Origin of the sequence: Halorussus litoreus, from assembly GCF_003382685.1 — an archaeon.
GTDB classification, from domain to species: Archaea; Halobacteriota; Halobacteria; order Halobacteriales; family Haladaptataceae; genus Halorussus; species Halorussus litoreus.
Genome location: NZ_QLVG01000001.1, coordinates 124,526 through 141,607 on the forward strand (window position 1 = coordinate 124,526; position 17,082 = coordinate 141,607).

General features: G+C 67.4%; 12 protein-coding genes, 1 tRNA gene and 1 pseudogene. 10 read left to right on the plus strand and 4 right to left on the minus strand.

Features of this window, described 5'->3' with window-relative positions; genetic code table 11:
* The first annotated feature begins 43 nt into the window (after nucleotides 1–43).
* From DPQ64_RS09440 to DPQ64_RS09450, 3 genes are all read left to right on the plus strand, one after another.
* Nucleotides 44–2,464: a GAF domain-containing protein gene (locus DPQ64_RS09440; protein WP_115864103.1), complete on the plus strand. Its 2,421-nt coding sequence runs from the start codon at nucleotides 44–46 to the stop codon at nucleotides 2,462–2,464.
* Nucleotides 2,465–2,605: 141 nt separating this feature from the next.
* Complete coding sequence (locus DPQ64_RS09445) at nucleotides 2,606–3,367, plus strand: DUF7504 family protein (protein ID WP_115864104.1); 762 nt, start codon at nucleotides 2,606–2,608, stop codon at nucleotides 3,365–3,367.
* A gap of 108 nt (nucleotides 3,368–3,475) precedes the next feature.
* Nucleotides 3,476–5,680 carry a hypothetical protein gene (locus tag DPQ64_RS09450; RefSeq protein WP_232820534.1) on the plus strand — a complete coding sequence of 735 codons (2,205 nt, stop codon included), beginning with the start codon at nucleotides 3,476–3,478 and terminating at the stop codon, nucleotides 5,678–5,680.
* A 12-nt stretch (nucleotides 5,681–5,692) separates the two neighbouring features.
* Here DPQ64_RS09450 and DPQ64_RS19775 read toward each other — a convergent pair whose 3' ends face one another.
* Together DPQ64_RS19775 and DPQ64_RS09455 are read right to left on the minus strand one after the other, a co-directional pair.
* Nucleotides 5,693–5,827 (minus strand): DUF7503 family protein, encoded by a 135-nt coding sequence (locus DPQ64_RS19775; RefSeq protein ID WP_269814478.1) that lies wholly within the window; start codon nucleotides 5,825–5,827, stop codon nucleotides 5,693–5,695.
* Between the two features lie 175 nt (nucleotides 5,828–6,002).
* Nucleotides 6,003–8,432 carry a GAF domain-containing protein gene (locus DPQ64_RS09455; RefSeq protein WP_115864106.1) on the minus strand — a complete coding sequence of 810 codons (2,430 nt, stop codon included), beginning with the start codon at nucleotides 8,430–8,432 and terminating at the stop codon, nucleotides 6,003–6,005.
* Nucleotides 8,433–8,808: 376 nt separating this feature from the next.
* On the opposite strand from DPQ64_RS09455, the gene DPQ64_RS09460 reads away from it, so the two are divergent.
* Nucleotides 8,809–9,756 carry an NAD-dependent epimerase/dehydratase family protein gene (locus tag DPQ64_RS09460; protein ID WP_115864107.1) on the plus strand — a complete coding sequence of 316 codons (948 nt, stop codon included), beginning with the start codon at nucleotides 8,809–8,811 and terminating at the stop codon, nucleotides 9,754–9,756.
* A gap of 113 nt (nucleotides 9,757–9,869) precedes the next feature.
* Nucleotides 9,870–10,007, plus strand: a pseudogene (locus DPQ64_RS19890) (HVO_A0556 family zinc finger protein); the annotation flags it as partial.
* A gap of 23 nt (nucleotides 10,008–10,030) precedes the next feature.
* On the opposite strand, the gene DPQ64_RS09465 reads toward DPQ64_RS19890, so the two are convergent.
* Nucleotides 10,031–11,194: a tubulin/FtsZ family protein gene (locus tag DPQ64_RS09465; RefSeq protein ID WP_115864108.1), complete on the minus strand. Its 1,164-nt coding sequence runs from the start codon at nucleotides 11,192–11,194 to the stop codon at nucleotides 10,031–10,033.
* Nucleotides 11,195–11,529: 335 nt separating this feature from the next.
* On the opposite strand from DPQ64_RS09465, the gene trmY reads away from it, so the two are divergent.
* From trmY to DPQ64_RS09485, 4 genes are all read left to right on the plus strand, one after another.
* Nucleotides 11,530–12,126, plus strand: coding sequence for a tRNA (pseudouridine(54)-N(1))-methyltransferase TrmY (gene trmY, locus DPQ64_RS09470; RefSeq protein ID WP_115864109.1), 597 nt, complete (start codon nucleotides 11,530–11,532; stop codon nucleotides 12,124–12,126).
* Nucleotides 12,127–12,258: 132 nt separating this feature from the next.
* On the plus strand, nucleotides 12,259–12,702 hold the full coding sequence (locus DPQ64_RS09475) for a TIGR00725 family protein (RefSeq protein ID WP_115864110.1): 444 nt from the start codon (nucleotides 12,259–12,261) through the stop codon (nucleotides 12,700–12,702).
* 118 nt (nucleotides 12,703–12,820) lie between these two features.
* A tRNA-Pro gene (locus DPQ64_RS09480) sits at nucleotides 12,821–12,893 on the plus strand.
* A gap of 152 nt (nucleotides 12,894–13,045) precedes the next feature.
* Nucleotides 13,046–13,912 (plus strand): FxLYD domain-containing protein, encoded by an 867-nt coding sequence (locus DPQ64_RS09485; RefSeq protein WP_115864111.1) that lies wholly within the window; start codon nucleotides 13,046–13,048, stop codon nucleotides 13,910–13,912.
* Between the two features lie 237 nt (nucleotides 13,913–14,149).
* Here DPQ64_RS09485 and DPQ64_RS09490 read toward each other — a convergent pair whose 3' ends face one another.
* Nucleotides 14,150–15,991: a M28 family peptidase gene (locus DPQ64_RS09490; RefSeq protein ID WP_157971655.1), complete on the minus strand. Its 1,842-nt coding sequence runs from the start codon at nucleotides 15,989–15,991 to the stop codon at nucleotides 14,150–14,152.
* Nucleotides 15,992–16,126: 135 nt separating this feature from the next.
* Here DPQ64_RS09490 and DPQ64_RS09495 point away from each other — a divergent pair, with 135 nt between their 5' ends.
* Nucleotides 16,127–17,074, plus strand: coding sequence for an LLM class flavin-dependent oxidoreductase (locus DPQ64_RS09495; RefSeq protein ID WP_115864113.1), 948 nt, complete (start codon nucleotides 16,127–16,129; stop codon nucleotides 17,072–17,074).
* Nucleotides 17,075–17,082: the final 8 nt, after the last annotated feature.

A 17,082-nucleotide genomic window follows, 5' to 3' on the forward strand; every position in this document is an offset into this window, starting at 1 on the left:
ATTATAACAATACTTTTGATGGTTCGACGTAAAACCAGCAAAAATGACAGAAAACCGGGGTTCGGGGACCACGCCCATCGTCGAAACGCTGTATATCGACGATGATCCACAACTGCTGAGCCTCACGAAGGACTTCCTCGAAACCCAGAATCCCGGGATAGCTGTCGAGACCACCGACTCCCCGCAGGAGGGGCTCTCGCTGGTGCAGTCACGCAACTTCGACGTCGTGGTCTGTGACTACCAGATGCCCGAGATGGACGGCCTGAACGTTCTCGAAACGGTGCGCGACGAGTACGACAGCGACGTGCCGTTCATCGTGTTCACCGGGCGAGGACGCAAGGAGGTGGCCATCGACGCCCTCAATCTCGGCGCGGACCGGTACGTCCGGAAGGGCGGCGACCCGACGCCACAGTACGGCGTGCTCGCTCAAGCCATCAAACAGGAGGTCAAACACAGCCGGACCCAGCGGAAGCTCCAGCGGCGCGAGGGGAACCTCCAGCGCGTCCTCGAATCCATCGGCGACGCGGTCATCACCACCGACGTCGACGGGGCGGTCACCCGGATGAACGAGGTCGCCGAGGACCTCACCGGGTGGGACGCCGACGAGGCGCGCGGCCAGCCGCTCCCGGAGGTGTTCGAGATCCTGAATCAGGACACCCGCGAGCCCGAGGAGAGTCCGGCGCGGAAGGTGCTCGAATCCGGGGAGATCGTCGGACTCGCCAACGGGACCATACTCGTGCGGAAGGACGGCTCCGAGCGATACATCGCCGACAGCGCGTCGCCTATCGAGGGCGAGGACGGGGAGATCCTGGGCGTCGTGATCGTCTTCCGGGACGTGACCGAGTCGTATCGCGCCCGAACCCGACAGACGCGACAGCGCGCGACCATCATCGACCTCTCGGTCGACGACGACATCACGGCGGGCAACCTCGAACGCGGGGCGCGGTCGATCACCGAGGCGGCCGCCGAGACGCTCGACACCGACCGCGTGGGCGTCTGGCTGTTCGAGAACGACCGGACGACCCTCCGCAACGTCGACCTGTACGAGCGCTCGACCGACGGCCACGAGTCGGGTGCCGAACTGGCGGCCGACGAGTACCCCGAGTACTTCGACGCGCTCGCGAACAACCGGGTCATCGACGCCAGCGACGCCCAGAACGACCCGCGAACGGGCGAACTCCGCGACGGCTATCTCGAACCGCTCGACATCAACTCGCTGCTCGATGCCACCGTCCGCTCGGGTGGGGAGGTCGTCGGCGTGGTCTGTCACGAGTACGTCGGCGAGCGTCGGGAGTGGACCGACGACGAGCGACGGTTCGCCGGGGAACTGGCCGATCAGGTGCTCCGGCTGTTGAACAATCACGAGCAGAAGGCCCACGAGGAGGCGCTCGCAGCGCTCCACAGCATCGCGACCGAGATTCCGACGTTCGAGACGCCCGAGGCGGTGTGCCAGCGGACCATCGACGCCGCCGAGACCGTCCTCGACTTCGACCTGTGCGTCATCAACTTCGAAGAGGACGGGATGCTTCCCATCGCGGCCATCTCGGAGAACCTCCCGCCGGACGGGGCCACGCCGATGTCGGTCGAGGAGGGGATCGCCGGTCAGACGTACCGGAGCGGCGAGTCGTTCCGCTTCGACGACGTTCAGGAGGTCGAGGTCGCGAACCCGCAGGGGCCGTATCGCGCGGCCCTCAGTATCCCCATCGGCGACCACGGCGTCTTCCAGACCGTCAGCGAGCACGTCGGGGCGTTCGACGAAGACGACCGCGAACTCGCCGAACTGCTGGTCTCGCACGCCGCGCGGGCGCTCGACCAACTGGAGAGCGAGCGCGAACTCCGCCAGCGAAACGAGCGCCTCGACGAGTTCACGAGCATCGTCTCTCACGACCTGCGAAACCCGCTCAACGTCGCGCAGGGACGCCTCCAACTCGCGACCGAGGAGTGTACGAGCCCGCATCTCGACGACGTCGCGCACGCGCTCGACCGCATGGCGGGACTCATCGAGGACCTGCTCGCCGTCGCGCGGCAGGGCACGCACGTGACCGAGACCGCGTCGGTCGACCTCTCGAGCACGGTCGAACGATGCTGGCGGAACGTCGACACGGCCGACGCGACGCTCGCCGTCGACACCCGACGGGTCATCGAGGCCGACGACAGGCAGATCCAGCAGCTCCTCGAGAATCTGATTCGAAATGCAGTAGACCACGGCGGGGAAGACGTGAGAGTCACGGTCGGCGACCACGAGAACGGCTTCTACGTCGCCGACGACGGGCCGGGCATCCCCGAGAACGAGCGCGGTGCGGTGTTCGAGATGGGATACTCGGCTGCCGAAACCGGAACGGGACTCGGGCTCTCCATCGTCGAACGCGTCGCCGATTCGCACGGCTGGGACGTCCGCGTGGTCGAGAGCGAGGCAGCCGGTGCGCGGTTCGAAATCACCGGCGTTACCGTCGAGGACGAATGAAAGAACCGAACAGAGGGGATGAGAGTTCTATCGAAAATTAATACGAAATCCCAAAATGCGACGCTTTTGGCAGTAAATTACATATAATCTCTTAAGCGACCCGGAACGTTTATTTAGGTAACCGTGAGTGTAGTTCGGTAAATGACCGCTGGCGAGACGGGGTCGCGAGACGAGAGTGGGCGAGCGTTCGCCTCGCGGCTCGCCAGCCTCAAGAAGCGGGGGTCGGCCGTCCTCGTCGTCGGGAACCTCCGAAGCGAGACGTACCGGTCGGCCTGCACGCGCATGCTGGGCGAGGAGTCGGCCGGCCCCCGCCGCCGACTCCTCGTCGCCACCGGCGAGGGGCCGCATCTCGAATCGGGGCTCCCCGCGGACGCGAACCCGCCGTCCGAGCACACGACGCTCGTCTCCGGGACGACCGAAGCACGGTCGACGGCCGTCGAGACGGGAGGGACCGTCGCGAGCGCGGACGACCTGTTGGGTACCACCGACCGAACGCACGCTACCGCAGACTCGCCGGAAGACGGCGTGGAACGGGTTCGCGTCGACACCTCGGAACTCGGCGACCTCGGGGTCGCCGTCTCGAAGGCAATCGCGGACTTCGAAACCGAGGTCGGCGGGCTCGACCCGGCACAACTCCGGTTCTGCTTCGACTCGCTCCGACCGCTGCTGGCCGAGCACGACGAGCGGGAGGTGTTCCAGTTCCTCGACCTCCTGACCGAGCGCGTGCGGAGCGTCGACGGGATGGGGCATTTCCACCTGCCGGTCGCGCGCGACACCGCGACGGTCCGAACGTTCGCGCCGCTGTTCGACGTGGTCGTCCACCTCCAGAAGCGCGACGGTCGGCTCCAGCAGCGGTGGGAACTCGAAGAGAGCGGCCTGTCGTCGGGGTGGATACCGATATGAGTGGCGCACACGAGTTAGTTCATCGACAACGGGCGGTGAACGGTCGGTGCTTTTTTGACTCGCCGCCGACTCGGAACGGACACTATGACGACGTGGGGTGCTAGCAACGTGCAACGAACCGACGAGGACGAGCCGGGAGCGGTGACGTTCGAGTCGCTGGCCGACGAGTCCGGGCTCGGAGTCGTCGATCCGATAGCGCGCCACCGCTACTCCTTCTCGACGCCGACGGCCGTCTCGCCCACGCCGGTCGACCCCGACCGGTTCCGGCTCCCGGTCGATGCCGCCGTCGAGATCACGGCCGAGTCGCTCACGCTCCCGACCGTCGTCGCGACGTACGTCCGCGACTCGTCGGGCGAGATGCTCGCGGAGGCCGAACACTTCGCCTACGAGGAGTTCCCCGAGGACGCGTACAGCATCGAACTCTGCACGCCGGTGAAGTGCTACCTCCGGGTGGAGAGTGCGGTCACCGTCACCGCCGACGCGACCCGAATGACGATCTCGTTCGAGTCCCCGACGGAGATCCGGGTCGGCGCGCGCTCGCACCACGACCGGCCCGCCGCCACGGTCACGACGACCTCGGACCCGGCGGACGTGATGGCCGCCGTCTCGACGTTCGGGTCCGCGCTCAAGACCACCAGCGCGGAGCGATCCTACCCCACGCTCCGGGGCCACCCGCCGACCGTCGAGTTGGGCGAGGAACTCCACGTTCCCGACCGCGTAGCGCCGCCCGACACCGGGGTTCGCATCGAGTTGCCCCCGGAGTACGGATCGATCTACGCGGCCGCGCCGCTGGCGTACTACCTCGGCGCGCGGCTCGAACCCGCGGTCGACCCCGACGCCGGGGACGAGCCCCGACTGGTCACCGACGCAGGCTTCGAGCACTCGTTGGCGTCGCCCCGCGGGTTCGAGGCAGAGGTCGAGCGCGTGCTGAAGCAGGCGTTCTTCCTCGACTGCGTGACCCGGACCGAGGGCCGCTACGAGGTCGACCTCCACGAGCGCCACGCAATCGAGCCCGCGGTCGACCTCGACTTCGAGGCGCTGTACGACGCCTCGCTGGCCGAACGGCTCGAAGCCTACCTGTCGGTGCCGTACTCGGTGCTCGACGACCACGTGCCCGAGTGGCGACGGACCGCCCACGTCGCGCCGACGCCCGACAGCGTCGAGCTCCTGCCGTTCGTCGTCGAGGACCTCTCGGTCGTCCGGTCGCCGGTCGCCGAGACGCTCCCCGAGTCGTCGGTGCAGGCGACGGCGGTCGACACCTTCCTGCGCGAGCGTGCCGGGGAGTTCACCCGGAGCAGCTCGGAGTCGTCCCGGAGCGCCTCGGAGGCGTCCGGGGGCGCGGACGCGAGTGCGAACGCCCCCGCCGATTCTGCCACCGGGAGCCCGAACGACTCGTTCGTCCAGCCGGAGACGACCGACTCGCTCGGCCAGACGTGGATCGGCGATGGGATGCCGGTCGGCGCGAGCAAGGCGACTCCGGCGGCGTTCGAGCACCGACTCGACCGGACGCCGGTCGCGGGCGACGTCCACATCACGGTCGTCTGCAACGACGCGGGGATGGACGCCGAGCGCGACGTGGTCGAGGAGAGCTACGGCGCGCGCGCCGACCTGCCGTTCGACGTGTCGCTCCGGCGCGACGTGACGACCGCGGAGTTGCGCGATATTCTGGACTCCGAGCGGGAGTTCCTCCACTACATCGGCCACATCGACGACGACGGCTTCGAGTGCGCCGACGGGCGACTCGACGCCACCACGCTGGAGACGGTGTCGGTCGACGCGTTCCTGCTCAACGCCTGCCAGTCGTACCAGCAGGGGATGGCGCTAGTCGAGGCTGGGAGCATCGGCGGGGTCGTGACGCTCGACGAGGTCATCAACACCGGCGCGGTCCGGATCGGTCGCGCGATGGCTCGGCTGCTCAACCGTGGGTTCCCGTTGCAGGCCGCCCTCGACGTCGCGCGCGACGAGAGCATCGTCGGCGGCCAGTACATCGTGGTCGGTGACGGCGGGCTCGCCATCGCACAAGCAGAAAGCGGCACGCCGAACGTCTGCGAGATCGAGCGGGAGGGCGAGGCGTTCCGCATCGACGTGTCGACGTATCCGACCGACCAGCGCGGGCTCGGGAGCATGATCATCCCGTACCTCGGGGAGGCCGACGAGTACTACCTGAGTTCGGGCGCGGCGGGGTCGTTCACCCTCTCGCGGGCGGAACTCGCGGAGTTCCTGACGCTGGAGGACGTTCCGGTGAAGCTCGACGGGACGCTCCGCTGGAGCGCCGACGTATCACCCGAGGATTTGTCGCCAGAAGATTCCTAATTCGGTGGCCGATTACGGGCCACTGACTGTGCCCATGTTCGCGGCTGCCCCGTTGCCTGCTTGCGTGAGGAGCAACAGCAGCGTGAAGAGCGCGCCCATCATTCGCGGATTCTGTGCGAGGTAGTCGGTGATCGTCTCTTCGGACATGACGATTCAGTTTTCGGCGGAGATTGTAATGAAACTTTTTATATGAAAATGATATTTCAAGGAATTATTTTACCAATAGTCTAGAAATGAAAAGTTGTAATCAGGTTTCGGCGCGGGGGTCGGCCGAACGAGCGCGCTCCATGCCTCCTCGGCACGAGCTTCTTGACACGATGGCCTATTCGATCCGGATCTCGAAGCGTGCGCCGCCGTCGTCGCCCTCCGCGGCTCGAATCGACCAGCCGTGGCCGGTCGCGATTCGGTCGACGATGGCGAGCCCGAACCCCGTCCCGCCGTCGGGTCCGGCGTAGTCCGAGGATAGCAGCGTCTCCTCGTCGTGGACCGGCAGCCCCGGCCCGTCGTCCTCGACTGCGAACCCCGACGGCGCGTCCTCGACCGAGACGGTGGCGGTCGGGCCAGCGTGGTCGACCGCATTCCGGAACAGGTTCTCGAACAGCCGTTGGAGGCTGTCGGGAGCCGCCTCGACCGAAGCCGTGGCGTCGAGGTCGAGCGTCGCCTCCTCGGTCGCCACGGTGCACCACGCGCGCTCCGCGACGGCCGCGACCTCGACCGGCTCGACCTCGTCGACCAGTTCCCCGCCGCGCGCGAGCGCGAGCACGTCGTCGATTATCGTCTCCATCCGGGAGAGCGACCGGGCGGACCGTTGCAAGTGGTCCCGGACGTCGCCCGCCCCGGCCTCCGATTCGCCCGTCGAATCGCTTGCCGGATAATCCACCGTCGAGTCGCCCGCCGGAAGTTCGGCGAGAGCGAGGTCGAGATTCCCCTGGGCGACGTTCAGCGGGTTGCGCAGGTCGTGGGAAACCACGTCGGCGAACGCCTCCAGCCGTTCGTTCTTCTGTTGGAGCATCGCTTCGCGCTGGACGCGCCCGAGCGCCTCCGTCGCGTGCGAGAGCAGGAGTTCCGCGCAGTCGACGTCCCGGTCGTCGAAGTAGTCGGACTCCTCGGCGACGGCCTGAAAGACGCCGTGGTCGCCGAGCGGGACGCTCAGCGCGGCGTGGAACCGGCCTGGCGATTCGACCGGGTCGTACGTCGCCATGTCGTCCACGAGGAAGGTCTCGCCGGTCCGGTACGTTCGGCCCGCCAGCCCCTCCTCGACGGGCATCGAGTCGGTCGCCTGCGGCGGGAGGCCGCCCGACGCGCTCGCCACCGAGAGCACGCCGTCCTCCTCGACGTCGATGAGACAGAAGTCGAAGTCGAGCACGCGCTGGGCGGCCTCGACCGTCAGGTCGCAGACCGCCTCGACCGAGGTACACCGCTCCATCTCGGCCGCGACGTCGTGGAGCTGTTCGATCTCCCGCTTGTGCTCGCGGAGGTCCCGGCGCATCCGGCGCTGTTCGAGCTCCCGGCACGTGCGTTCGAGCGCGACGTCCGCGTTCGTCGCGAGCACGTCCGCGAACTCGATGTCGGCGTCGCTGAACGACTCCGAATCGGTCGACCCCGACACCAAAATTCCCCGGTCGCCGATGGGAACGAGGATCTCGCTCCGGATCGCAGTGTCGGGGTTCTGGACGGTCGGCGCTTCCGGGACGTCGTCGTACACGCGCGGTTCGCCCTCCTCGAAGACCGCCCACGCGATGCTGTCGCCCGGCTCGAAGGTGGGGATCTCGGAGAACAGCTCGTAGGCCCCTTCGGTGGACGACACCGGTTCGAGCCGGTGGGCCTCCTCGTCGTACAGCCAGACGCCGCTGATCGAGAGCCCGAGCGTCGACCCTGCCGCTTCGACCACGAGGTCGCAGATCTCCTGCTCGGTCTCGGCGCGCATCAGCTCCCGGGTCGTCTCGTGGAGCGTCGCGAGCGTCCGCTCGAACTCCATCTGCTCGGTCAGGTCCCGGGCGAAGCCGAGGGCGGCGTACTCCCCGTCGAGCGTGATCGCTTCCGCGCTCAACTCGCAGTACCGAACCTCGCCGTCGGCCCGCAGGACGCGGAGTTCGTACCGGTTCGGGGCCCCGTCCTCGGCCCTCCGGCGGGCCGAGACGCGCTGGGCTTTCTCCCGGTCGTCGGGGTGGACCACGTCCCACGCTGCCAGTCCGACGAGTTCCTCACGGTCGTACCCCGTGAGTCGACAGAACTGGTCGTTCACGGACGCGAACCGGTCGTCCCGGAGGACGAAGATGGCGTCGTGGCTCCGCTCGACGAACGTCCGGTAGCGCTGCTCGCTCTCGCGGCGCGCGCGCCTGTCGCGGCGGCTCCGGACCGCGTTCACGACCCGGTTGGCGAGGACGGCGTACTGCTCGGTGCCGACCTCCTTCTGGAGGTAGTCGGTCACGCCAACGGAGATGGCCTCGCTGGCGATCTCCTCGCTGCCGCGACCGGTGAACAGGATGAAGGGGAGGTCGGGGTCGCGCTGGCGCACCGTCTCGAGGAACTCGAGGCCGTCCATCCCCGCCATGTCGTAGTCGCTGACCACGCAGTCTACCTCCGGGGCCGTCTCGTTGGCCAGTCGGTCGAGGGCCGCCGACGCGCTCGACTCGTAGGCGACGGTCAGCGCGTCGTGGTTCCGTTCGAGATACGTGGCCACGAGCTCACCGACGTCGGGGTCGTCCTCGACGTGGAGGACCCGCATCGGCGCAGGCTCGGGTTCATCCATGTCCCCAACTGTCGGACAGAATTGATAAGTCTTCGCCGTTGAATACGCTCCCGCAGGAGTATAACTTATCGCGTCTTCTCTGAAATCCGTCACTATCTATCGGTTTTCAACCCCGCCACTGTGCCTCGCGGTGGCGACGGAAAGTAGTGGTCTCGGGATACCAGCCCGGGATGACAGACACCGAGTGACAGTCTCAATGGGTCTGCCATATGGTACTCGATACCAATCAACAATAGTCCTTACTGCCACGGCAAATTCGACGTTCGTCCAATTCGAAACCATCGGAGTCGGAACGGTCCTGGTGAGACGGACGGCGACGCGATTCGGTCAGCGAATCAGTAGACCTAACAGGAAACGCGGCGTACGGGTGGGCACAATGGACGCGAGCGAATTCTCCGCCGAGGCGATACCGAGCGAACTCTCCGGTGAGACGATACTGATCACCGGCGGCGCGGGGTTCATCGGCAGCCACATCGCCGACGCGGTCGCTCCGGACAACACGGTCCGGATTCTCGACGACTTCTCGACCGGGTCGCGCGAGAACGTCCCTGACGACGCGGAGGTCGTCGAAGGCGACGTTCGGGACGGTGAGGTGCTGGACGAAGCGATGGCCGGCGTCGACCTCGTCTTCCACGAGGCCGCGGTCGTGAGCGTGCAGCGCTCGACCGAACAGCCCGCGCTGAGCCACGAGGTCAACGTCGAGGCGACCATCCAACTCCTCGAACGCGCCCGCGAGGAGGACGCCCGCGTGGTGGCCGCGTCGAGTTCCGCCATCTACGGCGAGCCCGAGTCGGTCCCCATCCCCGAGACCGCGCCGAAGACGCCCAGCTCCCCGTACGGCCTCGACAAGCTCTCGCTCGACCACTACCTCCGGCTGTACCACGACCTCTACGACCTCGACACGGTCGCGCTCCGATACTTCAACGTGTACGGGCCGCGCCAGACCGCGGGCGACTACTCCGGAGTCATCAGCATCTTCCGCCAGCAGGCGACCGACGGCGAGCCGCTCACGGTCGACGGCGACGGCACCCAGACCCGCGACTTCGTCCACGTCTCGGACGTGGTGCAGGCGAACCTGCTGGCCGCGACCACCGACCGCGTCGGCGAGGCGTTCAACGTCGGCACCGGCTCGTCGATCTCCATCCGGGAGCTCGCCGAGACGATCCGGGAGGTCGCCGACTCGGAGTCGGAGATCGTCCACACCGACCCGCGACCGGGCGACGTGGAGGAGAGCTGTCCGAACGTCTCGAAGGCCAGCGATCAGCTCGGGTACAGCCCGACGACCACGCTGGCGGCGGGCCTCGAATCGCTGTTCGCGGAGTGAGATCACTGCTCGCGGAGTGATGCGACTGCGGAGTAGCCTACTGGGCCGCACTCCTGTCAACTGTCGCGAAAAATCCGTCAGTTTCTTACGGCGTTCCTGCGCGTTTCCGAACGATGCAACACGTTTCCGCATCCGATTCGTCGACCGCCCTCCTCGACGCCCTCGCGGGCGAAGACTGCCGATGGTGTGCGACCGGCACGCTCGCCCGCCGCGAGTTCAAAGGCGACGCCGCCGTCGTCTGCGAGAACTGCGACACGCCCGCGTCCGGTAGCCTTCAGAACAGCGCTTCCAGCTCTTCGGCCTCGTCGTGGACCAGCCCGTCGAGGTTCTCCTCGCTCTCCTCCCGGATGGTCTCGATGTTGTCCTGGGTCTCGACCGCGACGCCCTGCAGGTCCTTGATCCGGGGCACGTCCGTCACACCCGAGAGCAGCGTGACTGCTGCAACTTCGTCGCCGCTCGCCATCGGGTAGTCGCCGCCCCGGACCTCCATGCTCGCGGTCTCGTTCTCCAGCCACTTCCGCCCGCGTTCGATGCCCTTCCGGTCGAGGTGGTCGGTCGGTCCCTTGACGACCACCAGCGAGCGCTCGGTGCTCCGGACCTCGCAGGGCAGCGTGAGCCGACCCAGCGCGGCCTTCCGGACGAGGCTGGTGATGCGGTTGGTGGTCTCGGTCGCGTCGAGTTCCTGCTCGGAGAAACGGTCCAGCAGGCCGCCGCTCGCCGTCTCGACGGTCTCGCTGGCGTACCCGATGGTCGAGACGCCGCCGGCGTCGAGCGTGTTGATGATCTCGCTAGAGTCGACCACGCTCTCGGCGACCGCGCCGCCCGCCTCGACCTCGCCGGCCGAGAACAGCACGCCGAACCGCCGGACGATCTCCTCGTTGATGCGGTCGTAGCCGCCCCGGACCGACTCGCCCGTCTCGCGCCACGCGTCGTTGTCGAACACCATGAGGTTGTCAACCTCGTCGACGAACGTCTTGAACGACCGCGCGGCGTTCAGCGTGTAGATGCCGCCCTCGTCCTCGGCGGGCAGCACGCCCAGCCCGTACACCGGTTCGGTGTAGATACGCTTGAGATGCTTGGCGAGCACGGGCGCACCGCCCGACCCGGTCCCGCCGCCCATCCCCGCGACCACGAGAAACGCGTCGATCTCGTGGACGGGAACCTCGTCGAGCGCGCCCTGTATCTCGTCGATGTCCGCCTCGGCGATCTCCGCGCCGAGTTCGTTGTCCGCGCCGACGCCGTGGCCCTTCACGCGGGCCTGCCCGACCAGCACGCGGTTGCGTTCCGGGACGTGGTCGAGCCCCGCGAGGTCGGCCTTCGCGGTGTTGACCGCGACGGCCGAGCGCACCACGTTGGTACCGGCCGTCCGGTCGAACTCGACGAACTTGTCCACGATCTTGCCGCCAGCTTGCCCGAAGCCTATCATTGCGAGCTTCATATCTTGGTCCTCCCTGTGGCCGATTGTCGGCAGTTACCCGGCGACTGACCGCACGTCGCGCCGGGCCTATCGGCTGTATCACCACACGTAGGCCGAGACTCACATTGTTATGCGGCGTCAACTCGGGGTTCAGGCAGTGGCACACGACGGTCGGCGGGCGAGTCGCTCTCCCCGCGTACCGGGTCAGGCTCTCTTTGAACGGCGGACGAGCCGGCCCCCGCAGTCGCCCCGGGGCGTCTCGATCCGGCCCGCACTCGCCCGATGTTCGCCGGGACAGGCGAGGCGTTTGCGACCGCTTCGACGCGCGTATTACCCTCCCGATGGTAGCCGACCGCATGCGCCAGTTCATCGTCCTCGGCCACGACGCGCCGACGACCCCCGACTTCTCGCTCGACGACCTCGCGGGCGGCGCGGGCCGGCTCGACGTGCTCTGTCGGTGCGTCAACTCCGCGTTCTTCCTCTCGCACGACGTCCGCGAGGACGTGCGGGTCCACCTCGTCCTGCAGGACGAACTCACCGTCCGATTCGAGGGCTCGGAGCTCCGCCACCTCAACCCCGACGAGCGAAGTACGGCGGCCCTGATCCGGGGTGCGCTGGAGCAGCAAGACGACGCCATCGGTCACATGGAAGTCGAGAGTTCGCCGGGCGTCCATCTGTCGAAGAAGGATTTCGACGCGGTGCTGGAGGAGGTGGCCCGCGAGTCGACGGTGGTCCAGCTCCACGAGGACGGCGACCCGGTCGTGGACGTGGCGCCGCCCGACGACCCGGCGTTCGTGCTCTCGGACCACCACGACTTCCGGGCGAGCGAAGCCGACCTGCTCGCCGAGATGGCCGACCAGCGCGTGCGCCTCGGTCCGGAGCGCCTCCACGCCGACCACGCTATCACCGTGGCGCACAACTACTTGGACACGGGTGGGTTCGTAGACTACTGAGAGCTATCGAACTCGCGCTCGTTCTACCTTCCGTCCGGCGCGCGCCGAACTCTGTAAATTACGTACTGGGTTCACGGTCCCGGAGACCTATCGAACGACAGTTCCAACTCGCCACGTCCAACATCTCCGAGCATGCGAATCAGCGTCATCGGCGGCGGGACCGTTTCCGACACACAGGCCACCATCGCAGAGGAAGTCGGCCGACGCCTCGCGGAGCGTGGCCACGACCTCGTCTGTGGCGGCCTCGGCGGCGTGATGGAGGCGGCGTGTCGCGGCGCGAGCGAAGCGGGCGCTCGAACCATCGCTATTTTGCCCGGCGAGGACCCCCGCGCCGCGAACCCGCACGTGGACGTGCCAATCGCGACCGGACTGGGACACGCCCGGAACGCGCTCGTGGTGCTGAACGGCGACGCCGTGATCGCGGTCGACGGCGGCGTCGGCACCCTCTCGGAGGTCGGCTTCGCGGGCGTGTACGACCGCCCCATCGCGGGGCTGGAGACCCACGACGCGCCGGGCGTCGAACGCGTCGAATCGCCCGCGGAGGCGGTAGCGTACGTCGAGCGCGCGGTCGAGTGAGTCGAGCGTCAGATTGAGCGAGTGAGCGGGAACCAGCGCACGCTTTGTCAGATGGAATCGGGGAAGTGTCGCGGAAATCCGGAAGCGTTAAAGTTCGGACGCGCTTTTGTTCGCCTGCGGGCCGGTGGGGTAGCTTGGTATCCTTCGGCCTTCGGGTGGCCGTAACCGCGATTCGAATTCGCGCCGGCCCACTTCTTCCCGCATTCGACGACCGTCGAGCGACAGCGAGGCAGTTTCCGGCGACTGGAAGCGATTTTCAGAGTACGACAATCCTGTCGCGTGCGTACGAGTCTCATAACTATCCATCGAGATACCACTATTTCTCGACGGTGAATCCAACTTGATGGAGCGAAGCCGTCGTAAATTCCTGCTCGCGAGTACCGCGACCACGGTCGGTCTCCTCGCGGGGTGTTCGGGCAGCGAAGAGATGGAGGAAACCGATCCGACCGAGACGACGACAGACCGGTCGATGGCGGGGACGACCGGTGGGGAAGCCGCCACCGAGACGACGCGGGAGCCGACGAACACGCCGACGATGACGCCGACCACGACGGTATCTCCGACGGCGACCGCCACTTCGACCGCGGCAGCGACGTCCACGCCGACGACGACAGCGACGACGACCGCTGCGTCGGAGTCGACCATCTCGATAGAGAATTCGACGCTGGAGAAGCAGGAGTCGAGTTACAGGACCGAGGCGTACGCCCTCGGAACCGTCGTGAACGGGGGGAGCGGCGTGTCGGGCCAGCTATCGCTGGAAGCGCGCTTCTACGACGATGAGGACAATCTGCTCGACTCGACTACCGGGACGTTACCGTATCTCAAGCCGGGCGAGACGTGGGTCGGGTATCTCCCGTATCTCGACGACGGGGAGGCGGTCAAGAGCCACGAGATCGACGGTGAGTACGAGACCGAACCCCCGAAACTGGAGGTCGACGGGGTCTCCGTGGCCGACGCGAGCATGAGCAAAACTGAGTACGACGCGACCGTCACGGGGACGGTCGAGAACAGCCTCGACGAGGACGTCGACTACCTCGGCGCGCTGGCTCGGTTCTGGCGCGACGACGTGATCCTCGCCGGCGGACTCGACAACATCACGGACGTTCCGGCTGGGGAGAACTGGTCGTTCGAGGCCAGTTACATGGGCTACGGCGAGCGCTGGGAGGGCGCAAACGACTTCGACGTGATTCCGGAAGTGTCTATCTTCTAATCTTTACAGCTACTCCGTCTCTACAGCACGTCCTAGCCTCCAGAGCACACGCTATCCGCTACAGGTAACCCGGCCGAATCGCGACCGCACTCCCGTCGCCCGCCGAGCGACGGGAGCGCGGTCGCGATGGGAACGGGGAGAATCGCAGGACGACTCGATCACGATAGAACTCAGGCAACGCAATCGCGATAGAAATCCGGGAGACGAGAACGGCTCGGACGGCGAGACTCCCGTGAGCTACTGCTGTGAGTCAAGGAACCGCTCGGTCGCCGCGGTCGCCCGGCGGACGCGGTGGGCGAGCTTCGTCCGCCCGCGGCGGAGCTTCGTCTCGGCGAAGCGTCGCTCCCGGCCGGTCAGCTCCGGCAGATCCTCGGCCAGCCGGAGGTAGGGGAGCTGTCGGTGGGGCTGGCGGGGCTCGTGCTCGTACTCGGGCGCTTCCATGTACAGCGCCGGGTTGAGGACGTTACCGAGTTCGACCTGCAGGTCCTCGGTCGCGGCCGCGACGGCCGGGTCGTCACCGGCGCGCTCCTCGACGACCTCGTAGGCGCGGTCGAGCGCGTCCCCGAGTTCGGCGAGATCCGAGCGCACGCCGTCGACGGAGAACTCGCTCGCGGTGGCCGACCCCTCGTCGGCCGACTCGCCCCCCGCGGCCGACTCGATCTCGTCGAGCGCGGCCTCGACGTCGCCGACGGTCGCCCTGAAATCGTGGGGCAACACCGGCGACTCGCAGACGCGGGCGGCCAGCGTGAGGTAGAGCTTCGTCTCCTCGACCAGCACGTCGAGATCGACCTTGTCGCGTGTGTCCTCGGGCGTGTGCCACCACCAGCCGCCACCGATGGGGCCGCCCTCCTCCGTGCCGGGGGCAAGCCGGGCCCCCGAGAGGAGCGACGACAGGCCCGCGCCCCAGAACGACTGGTCGGAGTTGCGGGCCGGCCGGTCGGTGCTCCCGAGGAAGTTCTCGGCTTCCTCTCTGGCCGGTAGATGGGTCGCCTCCCGAATCGCGTCGCGGTGCTCGTCCTCCAGTTCGGCCATCTGCTGGTACCAGACGCTGTCCGCACCTTTCAGCCCCGGCAGGTCGAGGTGGAGGTACGCGACTCCGTTCTTGCGGAGGTCGAGCCAGTTGTCGTCGGCGTACCACGCGCTGCCGGCGTACCGGCCGGTCGAGTGGGCCGACCAGAAGCCGAAGGCGAGCCCGCGCTTCGGGGGCTCGTCGCGCTCGGCGAACACGCGGGCGAGTTCGAGCGTGGCCGCCATCGCGGTCGCGTTGTCGGTCATCCCCTCGAACCACGAGTCGACGTGGTTGCCGACGAGGAAGTACCGGTCGCTTGCCGAGCCCGGGATGGTCCCGACCGGGCAGGGCAGCGTCGCGAGTTCGGTCGTCACCTCGGTCTCGACCGTCACCTCGACCGGCCCTTCGTCGAGCCGGTCGGCCAACCAGTCGCCGTCCGAGCGGGGAACCTCCACCACGGGGAGGCTCGGAACGTCCTCGGCCGTGTCGGTGCTGGGCGTCCCCCAGACCGGCGTGACGATGCCCTGATACAGGTGCTCGTTCGGCGACCGGAAGATGACGCCCGCGGCCCCGGCCCGCTCGGCGCGCGCGACGGTCGCGGCGCTGGGCAGTTCCGTGGCGTAGAGCAGCTTCCCCTCGACTTCACCCCAGGATTCGTCTCGGCGGCCCGACTCGACTCGGCTCGCCGAGTCGAGTCGGGCCGCCGAGACGACCGGCGCGTGCGTGCCGTGGGCCGGCGTGCTCGCGCCGAACGACACGGTGGTCGCGTCCAGTTGCCGGCGGGTCGGCGTCGTCGCCGTGACGGTCGCCGACTCGGGGACGCTGACGAGCCCCTCGTACTCGTGGAGCGTCGCGTCGACGCCGTACTCCTCGAGCGTCTCGACCACGTACTCGCTGGCGGCCCACTCGTCCGGGCTCCCGGAGGTCCGTTCGAGTCCCTCGAACGCGTCGAGGTGTCGCTCCATCTCGGCCGGGTCGATGCGTTCGCGGAGCGTCCGTTCCGTCGAGCGGTCTACTTGTTCGAGCAAGAAGTTCGCCTCTATCGGTGGATGCGTCGAGCGGCTATTCAACTTTTTGTTCGGTGGGGGAGTCTGCCAAATGGATACGTATCGTCAGTGTTCCGCAGCTTGGGGGAAATATCTCTAACCGTATCCTGTCAATCGGCCCTGCAGTTGATATTTAACGGCGGCGACGAAGGGACGGGTATGGACTTCGCCGTCAACGTACCCACGAGCGTAGGCGACTCCGAGCACTCCTCGCTGCCGTACTGCGAGACGATCAGCTGGGGCGCTCAGCGGGACTTCGCGACCGCTATCGACGACCTCGGCTACGACGGAATCGCGATTCCGGACCACCTGATGACCGGGAACGGCGCGACGACCGAGTGTCTCACGACGCTGGCCGCGCTCGCCCAGCAAACCGACGACGCGTACCTCTACCCGAAGACCGTGAACAACCACCTCCGGCACGGGCCGCTGCTCGCCAAGACCGCGGCCACGCTCGACAACGTGAGCGACGGCCGGCTCAAGCTCGGGATGGGCGCTGGCTGGAAGACCGACGAGGCCACCGCGTACGGCTACGACTGGCCGGGCGCACCCGAGCGCCTCCGCGAGATGGAGGAGACCATCGTGCTGATGAAGGAACTCTGGAGCGGCAAGGAGGTCTCCTTCTCGGGCGACTACTACGAACTCGACGAGGCGCTCTGCCGGCCGACGCCCACGCAGGACCCGCACCCGCCGATCATGGTCGGCGGCGGCGGCGAGGAGTTCACCCTCCGGATCGCGGCCAAGCACGCCGACGCGTGGAACTACTGGGGGAGCGCCGACGTGATCGAGCACAAGCTGGACGTGCTGGCCGACCACTGCGAGCGGTACGACCGGTCGTACGACGAGATCCAGAAGTCGTGGTTCGCGCGGTGCGTCGTCCGCGAGACGCACGAGGAGGTCGAGCGAATGCTAGAGGACGTACCCCGCTTCCGCGAGGAGAACCTCGACGAGAGCGAGACCCACCTCGTCGGCACCCCTGGGGAGATCCTCGACCAGATCGAGCCGTACCGCGAGCTCGGCATCGAGGAACTCGTGGTCGAGTTCGTCGACTTCCCGGAGACGACCGGCGCGGAGCTGTTCGCCGAGCAGGTCGTCCCCGAGCTGTAGGGACTGCC